General features: G+C 68.5%; 7 protein-coding genes. 1 reads left to right on the top strand and 6 read right to left on the bottom strand.

Going from position 1 to position 14,798, the window contains the following annotated elements; genetic code table 11:
- Positions 1 to 42 precede the first annotated feature (42 nt).
- Positions 43 to 1,488 carry an NCS2 family permease gene (locus ACIPJI_RS10800; protein WP_356621084.1) on the bottom strand — a complete coding sequence of 482 codons (1,446 nt, stop codon included), beginning with the start codon at positions 1,486 to 1,488 and terminating at the stop codon, positions 43 to 45.
- Positions 1,489 to 1,763: 275 nt separating this feature from the next.
- Here ACIPJI_RS10800 and ACIPJI_RS10795 point away from each other — a divergent pair, with 275 nt between their 5' ends.
- Positions 1,764 to 2,441 (top strand): helix-turn-helix transcriptional regulator, encoded by a 678-nt coding sequence (locus tag ACIPJI_RS10795; RefSeq protein ID WP_307708380.1) that lies wholly within the window; start codon positions 1,764 to 1,766, stop codon positions 2,439 to 2,441.
- Positions 2,442 to 2,482: 41 nt separating this feature from the next.
- On the opposite strand, the gene ACIPJI_RS10790 is transcribed toward ACIPJI_RS10795, so the two are convergent.
- The 5 genes from ACIPJI_RS10790 to ACIPJI_RS10770 form a co-directional block, all read right to left on the bottom strand.
- A complete protein-coding gene (locus ACIPJI_RS10790; RefSeq protein ID WP_402245614.1) occupies positions 2,483 to 2,962 on the bottom strand; it encodes an SUKH-3 domain-containing protein in 480 nt (159 codons plus the stop codon).
- Between the two features lie 102 nt (positions 2,963 to 3,064).
- Entirely contained in the window at positions 3,065 to 3,538 is a 474-nt protein-coding gene (locus ACIPJI_RS10785) for a hypothetical protein (RefSeq protein WP_356621083.1), read from the bottom strand.
- A gap of 161 nt (positions 3,539 to 3,699) precedes the next feature.
- Positions 3,700 to 4,092, bottom strand: a complete 393-nt coding sequence (locus ACIPJI_RS10780; protein ID WP_307708377.1) for a hypothetical protein — start codon at positions 4,090 to 4,092, stop codon at positions 3,700 to 3,702.
- 22 nt (positions 4,093 to 4,114) lie between these two features.
- On the bottom strand, positions 4,115 to 11,023 hold the full coding sequence (locus ACIPJI_RS10775) for a polymorphic toxin-type HINT domain-containing protein (RefSeq protein ID WP_402245612.1): 6,909 nt from the start codon (positions 11,021 to 11,023) through the stop codon (positions 4,115 to 4,117).
- A gap of 107 nt (positions 11,024 to 11,130) precedes the next feature.
- Complete coding sequence (locus ACIPJI_RS10770; RefSeq protein ID WP_402245610.1) at positions 11,131 to 14,778, bottom strand: LamG domain-containing protein; 3,648 nt, start codon at positions 14,776 to 14,778, stop codon at positions 11,131 to 11,133.
- Positions 14,779 to 14,798 lie beyond the last annotated feature (20 nt).

Genomic DNA, 14,798 nt, shown 5'->3' with positions numbered 1-14,798 from the left:
GAACCGCGCCGACCGCCCGAGCCGCCGGCCCGCTGCCGACGGCTACTTGATGCCGAGGAGCTGCTCCAGCGGGTCGATGGCGAAGTAGACGAGGAACAGCGCCGCGGTACCCCACAGCAGCCAGTGCACCTCACGGGCCTTGCCCAGGCACGCCTTGATGACCACGTAGGCGATGAAACCGGCGCCGATGCCGTTGGTGATGGAGTAGGTGAACGGCATGACGACGATGGTCAGGAAGGCGGGGACGGCGACGTCGTAGCGGTCCCAGTCGATGTGCCTGACCTGGGTCATCATCAGGAATCCGACAGCGACGAGGGCCGGGGCCGCGGCCTGGAGGGGCACGATCGTCAGGACGGGGGCGATGAAGAGGGCGAGAGCGAAAAGACCACCGGTGACGAGGTTGGCGAAACCGGTACGCGCACCTTCACCGACACCCGCGGCGGACTCGATGTACGTGGTGGCGGACGAGGAGGAGGCGGCGCCGCCCGCGACGGCGGCAGCACCGTCGATGAGAAGAACGCGGCCCAGGCCGGGGACCTGACCCCGCTCGTCGAGAAGTCCGGCTTCTGCGGTGACACCGACGACGGTGCCCATCGTGTCGAAGAAGTCGGACAGGATCAGGGTGAAGACGAGCAGGACCACGGTCAGCACGCTGACCTGGCCGAACGAGCCGAACAGGTCGAAGTTTCCCAGCAGGGCGAAGTCAGGGGCGGCGAACGGCTTGTCGGGCAGCGAGGGCGAGGTCAGGCCCCAGGACTTGACGTCGGCCAGCTCGTTGACGACGACGGCGAGGATCGTCATCAAGACGATGCTGATGAGAATGGCGCCCTTGACCTTGCGGGCGAGCAGCACCACTGTCAGGAGCACGCCGAGGCAGAAGACGAGCATGGGCCAGCCGGTGAGCGCACCGGTGCCGAGCTGCACGGGCACGGTGGTGTTCGCGGCGTCCGGGATACGGGTGACGAACCCGGCGTCCACGAAACCGATGAACGCGATGAACAGGCCGATGCCGACGCTGATGGCTTGTTTGAGGGGCTGCGGGATGGCGTGCATGACGGCCTCGCGCAGACCGGTCACCACCAGGACGCAGATCAGCAGCCCTTCCAGCACGATGAGGCCCATCGCGTCGTCCCAGCCCATCAAAGGGGCGACCTGGAAGGCGACGACGGCGTTGATACCCAGACCCGCGGCAAGGGCGAGCGGCAGATTGCCGCCCACGCCCATGATCACGGTCATGACCGCGGCCACCAGCGCCGTGACGGTGGCCAGTTGCCCGGCGTCCAACTGCTCGCCGAACTTGTCCTTGGCACTGCTCAGGATGATCGGGTTGAGCACCAGGATGTACGCCATGGTGAAGAACGTGGCGAACCCGCCACGTATCTCCCGGCCGTACGTCGAGCCACGCTCGGTGATGCCGAAGAACCGGTCGAGCGGGCCGCCGGTTCCGGTGGGCGGCGCGTCGGCCGGACTGGTCGCGCTGTTCTGCATGACGGCGTCTCCTGGGCCTACAGATGGGAGGGAGAAGGATGACGGCGCCGCGGGGAAAGAGCGTTCACGACTGTTGTGCGAACACACATGCGGCACCTCGCGAGCGGATCATACGTGGCGCGACGCGGTACACAACCAGGCCGTCAGGAACGGGAATTGACTGGTCGGGCAACCCCTGTGGCTTCCTACGAAATCCCTGACGACCTATCCCGCATAACGGGATGCAGGCGACAGTGGCCATGGAGTAGCGGCGAGTAACTGCCTACTCTCGCACCGTGCATCCACCCCTCCCCTTCAACGCGCGCGCCGCCCGCACTCTGCGCGAGAAACTCGGGATGGCCCACGGCCACGTCGCCTACGGCATGCGCGCCTCCTACGGCATGACCCACATCACGCCCGACCACGTCGCGGCGTGGGAACGCGGCACGGCACTGCCCACCGCCGACGAACTCACCGCCCTGGCCGGCGCCCTGTGGTGCGCCCCCGGTGAGCTCATGGGTCACGCCCGTACCCTGCGCGAGCACCGCCTCGCCCGCGGACTTCCCGTCGAGGACGTCGCACGTGCCACGGGCCTGACGCTCGACGCGTACCACCACATGGAAGAGACCGGCCTGTGGACCGGCGACAAGCGCCAGTCCGCCGCCCTCGGCAGCGTTCTCGGCCTTCCCCCACGCGACTTCATCGCCATCACCGGACTCGAGAACGAGTTGGCCCGCCTCCTCACCGAGGCCGTCTCCACCCGCTGGCAGGCCCACATCCGCGCCATCGCCAAGCTCGTCGCCATCGAGCGCCGCGACCTGCAGGACCCGCTGCGCACCATGCAGCAGGACTACCAGATCCTCCTGGCGGCCACCCTCAGCCGTGCCGGCGGCAGCACGGCCTCCGGCGAGGACGGACGGCGCTACCTCGACGAGATCGTCGACCACTTCTGGGCGCTGCTCCCGGACCACTGAGGGCGCTCGCCGCACATGCAGACGATGGGGAGGCGTGCCTTCTACCTCAGCCAGTCGGCCTGCTGCCGACGGCTCTCGTCGCCGCCTCCCACGACCACGTGGGCCAACGCCTCGGCGAAGGTGGGCCCGAGGACCCACATGTCCCGCAGTCCGATCGCGACCACGAGGCCGCTCTCGGCGATGTACGACCGGAACTGGACGGCCCACATACCCAGCGGGGAACAGTTCTCCCCGAACCGGCGGCTGAGCACCCGCGACTCGTCCAGGGCATCGATACAGGCGTCGACCGGATCAATACGCAGGCTCGACGGAGGAACGCGCTGCGTGGCACTGCGGATCGTCAGCCCTCCGAACTCGGACCAGACCCGCCGGGCGAGCGGGCCCGGCTCGAAGCCCGCTCCCCCGAGCTCCTCCATCCATCCGGAGATGTCGTACTCCCGGCCCTCGGCCCACCCCGCTGCGCGAAGAGCCTCCAGCACTGCGGGCCGGTCACCATGGATCGGCTCACCAGTGGGTTCCAAAGGTCCTCCTGATCACGGTCCGGCGGGACGCGTCACACGGATCGGCGGGGAGGGGACGACGTGGCGCGTGGCCGGGTCCCGAGGACCCGGCCACGCTCCTGTCTAGGAACCCAGGACGAGTCCCACCTCGGCCGCCAGTTCCGAGGCGGCCGGGTTCTTCCCGAGCAGCGGGTGTTCCACCACGACCGCGGCGAGCTCCCGCCTGATGAAGTCGCGCCCCGCGTCGACGAACTCGTCGACGCGGCACACGATCTCCGCGTCCGTGTAGGTGGGTGACAGCACGAGGTCGTCACCGCGGCGCTCGATCCGGATGCGTTCGTCGTTCTCTGTGAAGTCGATCCAGTCGTGCGCCACGCCTTCCCGGGCTGACTTCATGACGTCCCGGACGCCGTAGAAGGCGTCGAAGAGCGGCGTCCAGCCCCAGGGAGGGCTGATGTCGATCGCTCCGTGCTCGATCCGCCAGGCACCGAGGAAGCAGTACCACCGCAGATCGCGACGGGAGACGGCCGTCAGGTCCACCCGGGACTCGTACCCCTGCGGGCCGTACCAAGGGTCGGCCGCGAAGGTCATGTGCATGCTCGTTCCCTCCTGTGGGCGGCGCCGCACGGACGTCCTGACCCGTCTCCCCGGCCTCTCCCTGGACGGCCGCCTGGCGTCGAAGACGGTCGTCACGGACGTGGAGAACGGGGAGGACCGCCCCGGTGAAACCAGGGCGGTCCTCGTGGTGTGTGTTCTCGTCAACCCTCGTAGGCCTCTGCGAGTTCCGAAAGCGCTTCGGCGAACTCGGCGCGAGCGCCTCGCAGGTCCTCCTCGGAGGGCAGCGACCGTAGTGCTTCCCGCCGAGCAGACCTGTCTTCGTGGGGGCGGTGTTTCACAGCGGACCGCTCCGCGTCGAGCGCGGAACCGGAATCGGCAACGCGGGTCCAGGTACGGCGCACGCGAGTCCAGGCCTCATCGACCCGGACGAGGGTCTCCATGAGTGCGTCCTCGTCCCCCTGGACAACGGGTGAGCGGAAGTCCGACCCACTCGACGCGATCAGCACGCGCCCGATCTCTCGTTGCACCTGTGCGTCGCAATACCCGCTGGCCAGAACATCGGCCAGGAAGTGGGTGCCGGTCGGCGCCGTCATCACTCTCCTCCTTCTCCCGGGGTCACCGGATGAGATCTCTCACTCCGAGCCCGAACAGAGCAGCGAAGTCCCTCAGCCCGTCTGCTTGGAGTCCGCCCTTCTGGCCGACCACCATGCAATGGGAGATACAGCTGTTGCCAATCTTGTCGTACTTGCCGAGGTCGCCGGCTCTCATGAGCTGGCGTTGGAAGTCCATCGCCATTTGCGGGTTCGGCAGCCGGATGGTCGTGGAGCTGACCTTCTTCAGACCGGGCTGGAACTTGACGATCTCCGTGCTGCTGTAGTCGTCCGCGGTGATGATCTGCTCGGTGTGCAGCGAGGTCTTGCCGTCGGAGACCTCGATGCTGAAGTGCGGTGATTCGCCCTCCGCCTCAGGGGCCCACTTGTGCAGCGTGATCTCACCACAGTTGTGGACCAGGAGCGGCGTGCTGTCCGCCAGCACGTAGTAGGCGTGGATCCCCGTGACCGTGAGGTCGTGCGTGCGCTGGCGCTTGTCGAAGTGGCGTGTATCCGTCACCTCGACCGTGTCACCCGCGGGGGTCCGCAGAGTCATGCCGGGGCGGAGATCCCCCGCCTTGACCCACTCGCCTTCGGAGACCACCCAGAACGGGTGGGTCGTGGTGGCGATCAGTGCCTCGGAGGCGCCGGATCCACTGGCGATCGTGAGGTCGATGAAGTGCTTGTCGTCCTCAGTGACGATGGTACCGGCGACCTCCCTGACAGTCGTCTCACCTGTTTCGGGGTCCGTGACGGTCACCGTGTCGCCGAGGGCGACGTCCTCGATCGGCTTCGTCGAACCGTCTGCGAGAAGAACCTTGGTGCCGGGCAGGAAGCTGTGGCACTCGGTCTTCTTCTTCTTGAGGGCCTCGGCAGCCTTCTTCTTGGCTGCCGCCAAGGCGTCCTTCGCCTTGGACAAGCCGTCCTTCGCCTTGTCGACGGCCTTGTTGGCCTTCCACAGATCCTTGACGCCGCCGATCAGATCGCCGACGAGATTGACCACTCGCTTGGCCAGCTTGGCGCCCTTGGCCCAGTTCCACGGTGCGCCGTACTTCGCCAGGATCTTGCCGGCGAGGCCACCGGCGAAGCTGCCCGCGATGTTGAGCAGCGTCTCGCCGCAGGCACCCATGTCACCGCTGGAGACGCAGTCGAGTGCGGCGTCCACGCCGAGGATGTCGCGGGCGATCTTGACCAGCGCCTTGCCCGCGGACTTGATGCGCTGCTTGGCGTTGGACTGCTGCTCCTGGGCACCGGCCAGGACGTTCGATGCCCCGTCGACGTTGTTGGAGGCGGTCTTGACCGGGTCCGACTTGCCGCCGGAGACCGGAAGTCCGCCCCGGCACTCGATGAGCCCCTGCATGCACTCCGGAATGGCCATACCGCTCGGGTCGGCGTGGGTCACCGGAGTGTTGTTGGCGTAGGCATAACCGTTGATCTGCTGCGGCTGCGTGTGGTCGATGATCGGGTCGACGGAGATGAATTTGCCGATCACCGCGTCGTACTCGCGCGCTCCGAGATGGATCAGACCGGTCGACTTGTCGATCGTCCCGCCGACGTATCCCTGCTCACCGGGCCACGTACCGGTCGCCTCGCCCCGCTCGACGCCGAAGGGATCGAAGCGGCGCTGCGAGACAGAACCGGTGGCGGCGTCGATGGCGAGTTCGCCGGTGCCGTGGTGGTCGGAGGCGACGAATGAGACCTTGTTGTCGTTGGTCCGCACGGCGACCGTCTGCCCGGCGTGCGCGTAGTAGCGCGTGGCCTCCTTGCTGCCGTCGGCGGAGAGCTTCAGCTCCGTCCCGGGCAGATAGACCGTCGTACCCGTGGGATCCTTGCGCTGGACCCGGTTGCCGGAACTGTCGTAGAGATAGGTCGTCTCGGACCCGTCGGCCTCCTTCGCCTTCCCCAGCTTGCCCGCGTCGGTCCATTCCAGGACCTGAGCGTCACCGCCGATGGTGCGCTTGGTCGTGTTCCCCGTGTCGTCGTATTCGTACGAGGACTGTCTGTCGCCCGTCGGCGTGGTCTCGACGACCTTGGTCAGTTGGTGCGGGCCGCTTCCGAGAGCGCCGGCACCTCCGTAGGTGTAAGTGCGCGTGACGTTCTTCGCCGTGTCGAGTCCGGTGTCATGGACGGTCTCGGACGTCCGGTTGCCGATGGCATCCGTGACGTACGACTTCCAGTAGGGCGCCTGGCCGCCCAGCGGGTTCGCGCCGGGAGCGGTCTGGCACGCGCTCGGACCGGTTCCCTCGACGGGAGCCGACGAGCCGATCGTTCCTCTGCCGGACGCGGCTGCCACGGATGCGGCCGGTGTCCACGCCTCCGCGAGTCGCTGGCGCGAGTCGTAGCCGAAGCACTGGACGTCGGGCGCAGCCGTGTTCGAGGTGTCGGCGATGGAGAGGACGTTGCCGGCCTGGTCGTAGGAGTAGTTGGCTTCCTTCACCGGCGCCGAAGCGCCGTAGACGTCCACGACGGAGCGCTTCAGCCGGTCGGTCCCCGTCTCGTAGTCGAAGGTCTGCCACACCTTCTTGCCACTGCCGGTGGAGAGTTCCAGCTGGAGCAGATGGCTCTGCCCGGAGTAGACGGAGTTCGTCACATAGGACGTCGATCCCGTCAGGGACGTAGGCCGCTGCAAGTCGTCGTAGCCGTTGACCAGAACCTCCGCCGGGAGTCCGCCGACAGCCGGCAGCCCGGTGGACTGAACCGTACCGTCGCGGTTGTACACCGCCGTGAAGGTGTACGTTCCCGCCAGGGATCCCTGGGACGCAGGCACGATGTGGTCCGTGCGCAGCGGCCGGTAGAGGTCGTCCCAGGACTGGGTGACGGTGGCGAAGTACTCGGTCGGGGACGTCCAGCTCAGCTCGGCGTACGCCCGCCCCAGGAGCCCCGCCTTGTCGTAGCGGGTCTCCGTGAGCTTGGTGCCCGTGTTCGCCTCGCCCTGCCAGGTGGACAGAGTTCGGCCCAGCTTGTCGTAGACGGTCGAGATCTTCTTGCCGCGGCCGTCCGTCGTCGACACGGCTCGGTCGAGCGCGTCGTACCCGACCGTCGACGTCCCCGCGTCCGGGTCCACGCTCTTCGTCTTGCGACCCAGCAGGTCGTACTCGTACCGCCACACGTTGCCCTTGGCGTCGGTGACCGTCTCCAGCTGGTTCTTCGGCGTGAAGGTGTACTTGGTGACGTCGTAGCCGGACAGCGGGTTCGGGGAGTCGCCCCGGTAGTGCCAGATCTCCTTCGTGTTGCCCTTGGCGTCGGTGATCGACGTCGTCGGCACCCCGCCCTTCGGCGGGTCGACCGTGGTGCGCTCACCGTCGTACGTGGTGGTTGTGCGCCACTGCTCGACACCGGAGACCGCCATGATCTGCGCGGTCGGGCGGCCGAGGCCGTCGTACTCCATCAGGCTCTGCTGGCCGACTTCGCCGTTACGGACGGTCAGCAGCTCGCCGGAGGCCGCGCCGGCCGCGTTGTACGTGGCGTTGGTCTTCTTGACCTTGCCCGTCCCGTCGTAGAACGCGTCGGCGACCATGCGGGTGCCGCCCGGACCCTCCGTCTGGAGCTGGCGCGGGCGCAGCAGGCTGTCGTACAGCTGGTACTCGGAGCCGTACGAGCCGTCGTTCTCGATCTTCTCGGTCCGGATCACCGTGACCTTGTCGCGGCGGACGTCGTACGAGTACTTGATGCTCGGCGTCTGGGACTTCGCGCGGTCCGGGAGCCATACCGAGGTCAGGCGGCCCAGGCCGTCGTAGGCGAGGTCCGTGCGCTTGCCGTTGGGGTCGGTCTGGCCGGCCGACATGCCCCACGCCGGGAGGTAGTCGGTGGTCGTGACGTGGCCCAGCGCGTTGGTGTTCTTCGTCTGCGAGATCAGGCCGTTGACGTCCGTGTACGCCGTCTTGGTCTCGGCGCCGGACGCGTCCTTCTGCGACAGCGGACGGCCGAAGCCGTCGTACGTGGTGGTGCCGGTGACCTGGTAGGTGCCGGTGGTGCCGTTGTGTGAGGTCAGCCGCTCGGTGGTGGTGGCTAGACCTCTGGTCGGGGCAGCTCCGAAGGCCAGGCCGTCGTACGAGGTGCGCTCGTCGGCGTGGACCTGGGTTCTCCGGTCCGGTGTGGCCGAGCACCTCACGCCCACCGACTCGCTGCGCGAGGGCAGCGTGAGGATGTTGGCGGTCGTGTTGTCGGCGTACCAGGTGCGGGTGCAGGTGTCGTCGGACGGCGTGGAGACGTCGCCCTGGTCGTCGACCTCGGTCACACGGCCGGTGCCGTTCGCGGTGTCGTACTTCGTGACGGACTTGGACTCCAGCCAGGTCCCGCCGGACCGCAGCTCGAACCCGCGCTCCGTCTCGGTGCGCACGATCGACGCGTGAGTCGTGCCCCAGCTGCGCGTCTGCGTGGCGGTGTTCACCTTCCACGGGGTGCTGATGACCTTGGAGACGACCTTGTCGCCGTCCCAGGTCTGCGCCTCCAGCTGGTGCCCGGTGAACTCCTCCGAGTCGGTCCACTCGGCGCCCGTCGAGTCCTTGACCTTGACGGAGCGGGTGCCGCCGTCCGGGTCCTTGTCCCCGTCCATGCCCTGGAGGTACGTGTAGTCGATCCGCGTGGTCTGCTTGTCGGCGCTGCCGGAGGTCACGGTGACCTTGCCGTAGCCCTGCCAGCCGCCCCAGGTGAGGTACTTGTCCTCGGTGATGCCGTCCGGCTTCGCCTTCCGCCAGGCCGCGTCACCGTTGTAGTCGTAACGCGTGACGAGGGAGTCGCCGCCGCCGGTGCGGTCGGTCTCGACGATTTCGGCGACCACGTACTTGTGGAACCAGTCCGTGATCGGCTCGATGGTGCCCGGTGGGGCCCACTTGACCGGGTAGCAACGCTTCACCGACGCGCCCGGCCTTGGCAGTGTGTCCTTGGTGCACTCGGTCGGCGCATAGTTGACGTCGAGCTGGGCACCGGTCTCACTGAGGACGGCCGCGAGGCGGTAGCGGTGGAACGGGGCGATGTTGTCGCCGATCGCGTCGACGCGGTTGGCGAGCTGCTCACCATAGAGCTCCAGCGCGGGCAGCTTTGCCGCCGTGCCGACCCGGCCCTCGTGCTCCAACTTGGAGAGCCAGAGTGTCTTGGAGTCGTCACCGTTGTCCGTGAACAGGTGGGTGAAGGTCCACGCGTCCACGTCCTGGTACTCGGTGGCGCTCTTGCGCATCTGGGTGGTGATACTTGTCAGGCGCTTCGTGGTCCAGAAGGTCTGGCCGACGGTGCACTTGGTGGCGGCCTTGCACTCCTGGTCGACCGGGGTGTCCGGCCAGTGTGCCGCGTTCGCCTTGGTCCGCTTGGCTTCGGCGCAGTCGAAGTCGGTTGTGGGCAGACAGCGTTCGGCGACGTCGAACACGACACGGGCGGGTGCCTTCGCCGCGTACACGGAGCCGTCGCGCTGACCGTAGTCGATGCGCTTCAGATAGCCGCCGCGATGGTACGCGGTGCCGTTGACGTCGGTCTTGCCGTTGAGGGCGTAGTAGTTCGTCTCGGGCGCGTAGAAGTAGGACATCACGTTGCCGTGGGTGTCCTTGACGTAGTCCAGGCTCCAGCGCCACGCCTGCTGGCAGTGTGCGCTGGTGAACGTGGCGTTGTAGCAGGGCTCTCCGGAGTCGTCACCGAAGACGGGGACCGTCCAGGCGGAGCCGGTGGTCTCGTTGCCCGTGGCCCAGCCGGGCAGGCGGTTGAGCCCGAACCAGTACTGGGTGCCGTCGGCGGTGGTGACCTTCCAGTGCTCGCCGTCGTTGTCGCCGTTCGTCGCACCGGTCAGCTTCTCGACCTTGGTGCCGTCGTCGGACGAGAACTTCCAGTCCCCGGTCTTGTCGTCCTTGATCAGCTCACTGGAGTTGCCGTTGAGCATGATCGAGGCGTTGTCGAACGCCCAGCACTGCTCACCGGAGGTCGAGTGGCCGTCGTCGGCACACGGCTTGTAACGGCGCTCGATGTAACCGGCGTCGTAGGAGAAGCCCTCACCGATCCAGGAGCCCTGGTTGTTCGTCACGGCAGTGCGGCCGTCGGCCGACTGGGACGAGTAGCCGAGACCGACCGTCGGTGACAGGCCGCCCGGCGTGGGCACCGTCCGCATCGGGTAGTTCCAGCTGAAGCCGCCGGACGAGTTGGCGACACTCCAGCTCGCCGACGGGGAGAGCGACGTCGCCTTGTAGCTGCCCTGGGCGGAGGACGGGCCGGCCGCCAGCGCGACCAGCGGGGCGGCCTCGACGGCCATCGTCGACGGGCCGGACCGCGGCGCGGGGGCCGCGGTCACAGAAGCGGAGACCGTGCGGTCCGCGGGGTCGTTCACCGTCGGCAGCGGCTTCGGCAGCTCCGGGCATGCCTTGCTGCCGGGTGTCGCGACGGCCGCACAGGCAGGCAGTTGCACCAGGTGCAGGCGGGAGGCGTAGGAGCCGCCGTAGCCCTCGGCGAAGGAGGAGTAGTCGACGGTCAGCCGGACCGGGGCCTTCTTGTCCCGTCCGTCGGCGCGTTCGAGGCGCAGCAGCGCGCCGGCGCCGAGCTCCGCGGCCCGCTTCGCCGGCAGCACGTCGACCTTCACCTCGGCGGGCGCGGGCGGGCGGGAGGCGCTGCCGGCACGTGCCGACTTCACCGGCGCCGTGGTGACCGCGACCGGCAGGCCGCCGACCGTCGTCTCCTTCGGCGCCGCTGAGGTCACGGCGACCTCCGCGCTGCCGCCGCCCGGCCAGACCGCCTTGTCGAGCGTCGTGACCGCGGCCTTCCTCGCCGGGTCGGCCGGACGGGGCGCGGCCTTGGCGTTCCTGCCCTCGACAGGATCGCCGAAGTCCTGCACACCGGGCCTGCCCCGGCCCTGTTCCTCCAGGGTGAGCGGCATCGCCTGGACCGTACTGCCGGTCAGGGCGACGACCACCCCCAGGGCGGTCGCTGCGAGCAGCCGCCCGGGTATGCGCCGGTTCATCAACCGGCCACGAAATGGCATCACGTGTCTCCGCACGTAGCAAGGGATGAATCGAGAAGGGACGGGTGTGCCGGCCCGAGTGGCCGGCACACCCGTCCGCCAGGTACTTACATGTCCGGCAGAGCCATCGGGTTGGACATCTGCTGGATCGCGGTCTTGTCCGCGGCTCCGCTGTAGACACGGACCTCGTCGATCGCGCCCGCGAAGTACTCGCTGCCGCCGCCGAGAGCCGAACGGCCCACCTGAAGGGCGCCGGTGGCGGCCCACAGGGTGTCGTCGGTGCCGTGCGCGATGTCGGCGAGCATGCCGTTCACGTACAGCCGGATCTCGTTGGCGAACGCGTCGTAGACGACCGCGAGGTGCTGACCTGCCGGATCGTTGTCGGGCAGTTCCTGGTCGTCGGTGAACGACTTCACCGTCGCGGTGGCCGAGTCGGATTCGGCGACGGCGAGCTCCCACATGGACGGTGTCTCCGCGTCCGGACCGGGCCGGTAACGGACGGTGAGACGGTTCGCCGCCGCGCCGGGCAGCGAGAGCACGGTCTGGGCCTTCTCCGGGTTCAGCGTGGTGAGCTGGGTGCGGGCCGTGACCGTGAAGCTCGCGGCTCCGGTGACCGGGGCGGTCGCCGTCGTCGCGTAGTCCCCGTCACCGTCGAGGACCATGTGCCCGTTCCCGACCATCGGGAAGGGGTCCGCCGACAGCGGGTCGGTGGGCGCCAGGTGGATGTAGGAGTTGCCCGCCAGCTTCAGCGCCTGCCCCGCCCCCGTGTCCGGGGACGAGCCCGAGGTGGCCGAGTCGAGCTGCCAGTAGTTCTTGCGCTCGGGCTTGACCGTCATCATCTCCGCCACCTGCGCGGCAGGCAGAACGCGGTCGAAGACGCGGACCTCGGCGAGGTCGCCGTGGAAGTTGTCCCGGTAACCGCTCTTGGCCGTGGTGCGGCCGAGTTGCAGCGGACCGTAGGAGCGCCACACCGAGCGGCGGGAGGCGACGCCCTTCGAGTCCTTGTTGATGTACAGCCGCAGTTCGGACTTGGTGGCGTCGTAGACGCCGGTCAGCAGGACCCACTGGTCGGGGACGACACTGACGCCCGTGGCGACGGCCTTCCACTCGCCGAGTGTGTCCACGTCCGTCACCGGGACGGAGAACGCCCAGGTGCCGGCCGTCTGGTCGTAGCCGAGCGTGAAGCCCGGTTCGCCGGTGCCGTCCTGGCTGACGATTGCCATGTCACGGGTGGGCGTGCCCTTCGGGCGGACCCAGGCGCTGACGCTGAAGCTCTTCGAGGAGTCGAGGACCGTCTCGTTGACGTCGGCGTAGGCGGCGGAGGTGCCGTCGAAGCGGGCGGCGGCGTCGACCTTGCCGCCGGGGCCCTCCACCCCGAAGGTGACACCGGTGCCTGCGGTCGCCGAGAAGGCTCCGGTCTCGTCGTGCGCCTCGGTGCTGGTCGGCGCGTCGGCGAGGTTCCACTGGGCGGCGACGGGCGTGCCCTCGGTGACGAGGAACTCGTAGTGCGCCTTGGTGCTCGGGTTCTCCGCCTTGTCGACGGCGATGACGTCGACCCAATGGCGTCCGGCGCGCGTCGGCATCCAGCTCACCGTCGCGGGGCCGCCGGCCGAGGTGGCGTTGATCGTGGTCGTCGGCGTGGCCGTGCTGTCGAACGCGTAGCGGTACTTGACGACGTCCGTGTCCGGCACGGAGTCGTTCGGGTTCGGCGAGAAGGTGAACGAGCCGTAGGTGCCGACGCCGTCGTGGTAGACGCTGTCGGACGGGTACTGCTTGGACAGCACGTTCGGCCTGCCGGGCAGCGTCCGGTCGTAGATGAACTCGCAGCGGACGGAGTCGCCGTCGTAGCTCCACGGGCCGTAGCCGTCACCGTCGTAGGCGCGGGCGCTCCAGTAGATGACGGTGTTCTGCGGGACCGTCGACTTCACCGTGTGCGTGAACTTGGTGCCGGAGGTCGGCGCCAGCCAGGAGGGGGTCAGGTATGTGTAGCTCTTGGCCTCCTTGGTGACCGGGTCGGTCCAGTCGACCTTGAACTCGACCTTGACCTTGTCGGTGCTGCTGCTCGTGTGGTCCGGGTCGCTGGCGATGGCCTGGAGCTGCGGCGGGACCTCGGCGTACGGACGGCCGGCGCCGGAGGTGCAGACACCGCCGGGGTTCTGCGAGAGCGTGGTGATCTTCCGCGGCAGGTTGTTGTAGCTGATGGAGAGGTACGCGTTGCCGCAGATCCGCTTCCACTCGGGCAGCCGGGTCTCGTCGGCCGCGCGCAGACCGAGCGTCATCGAGGACCAGCCCTCGGCCGCGGCGGTCTTCACCTCGCTGGTGAGCTCACCGGTGTCGCCGGCCTCGAAGTGCAGGTTGGCCTGGCTCGAGCAGCTGGTCGGCGAGATGGCCTTGTCGACCGTGCCGATGTGGTCCAGCCAGTCGTCCGAGGTGTTGGACCAGCTGGAGGACGACGTGATGCTGTAGTTCTTGCCGCCGATGCGGTAGAGACGGATCGGCTCCGCGGTCGGCGAGGCGCTGTAGATGTGCTCGACGCGGGCGGAGAACGTCGCGCCGAGGATCTGCTTGCCCTTGTAGAACGACATCGGCATGGTGAACAGCAGCCGCCGCACGCCCACCCCGTTGCAGGAGACCGGGCTGTAGTCGGTGGGGCACTTGCCGACACCGGCGCTGCCGGAGTACTTCCAGTCCTGCTCACTGGGCATGCCCGACATCACGCCGGTCCACGCGGTGCGTGAAGTGGTGCGCTGGATCGGGTCGATGACGACCGGGAAGACGGTGTCCTTGCCCTTGAGCAGCTTCTGGTCGGGCACCAGGGACAGCTTGCCCTTGCCGACCTCGAGGCCGAGAGGTGAGGTCTTGCCGCCGCCTCCGGGGCCGGCGAGCGCGGCCTCGGGTGCGACGGACGGGGCCGGGGCCGCGTCCGCGGACGCGGCGGCGACCGCCTTGGAGACGGCCTTCGGGCCCTGCTTCCTGGCCGCTGCCTCCTTGACGGCGGCCGAGTCCCACATCACGGGCTTGCCGGCCTCGAAGACGGTGCCGCCGACGGCTGCGTCCTCGGCCTTGAGGGCGCCGGTGGCGTCCTCCTTGACCTTGAGACCGTCGGTCTTCAGGCCGAGGTCGAGCCTGGCCAGGCGCGGATCGGCGGCGGCCTGCGGGGTCTTGACGACAAGGAGGTGGCCGAAGCCGTCCGCCTCGGCGCGAACCGCGAGGTCGACGCCGGGCAGGGCGTCCTTGTAGGTGGCGGTGTCACCGTCGAGGACCGGCGCGGGAAGCTTCCCGTGCGGCCACGTCAGCGACAGCACGCGGCCCGCCTGGTTCATGGTGACGAACGGCTTGCCCGCCGTGCCGTCGGAGAACGTCAGGCCGACCGCGGCCGCCTTCGGCGCCACGCTGCCGTCGGTGCCGCGCACCAGGGTCCTGTCGATGTCGACCCATGAGCCGCCCTGGAAGGTGCGGATCGGGTCGGTGTACTCGCGGGCCGTGAAGGTGCCGTTGGGCTCTGCGTAGATCTCCCGGCGTGCCGTGCGCATGCCGAGGATCTCGATCTTCTTGCCGCTCTTCTTGGCGACCGCGAGGGCCTCGGCCTCCGTCTGCACGGGGCTGCCGGTGCCGACGGCGGTCTGCTCGGGTGCGGCGTCGCTGCCGTCCGAGGCGTCCGGCAGCGCGTTGAAGCCGCCGGTCAGTACGGCGCCGGCCGCCACCGCGGCGATCGCGCCGCGCAGCACGAGGCCGCGTCGTATACGTCTGGACACGTGTCCGTTCTCCCTGTCGT

It is taken from the genome of Streptomyces sp. NPDC086835, assembly GCF_044745705.1.
Lineage (GTDB): Bacteria > Actinomycetota > Actinomycetes > Streptomycetales > Streptomycetaceae > Streptomyces.
The sequence above is the reverse complement of the archived record's forward strand: the minus strand, read 5'-3'. Positions and strand labels throughout refer to the sequence as shown.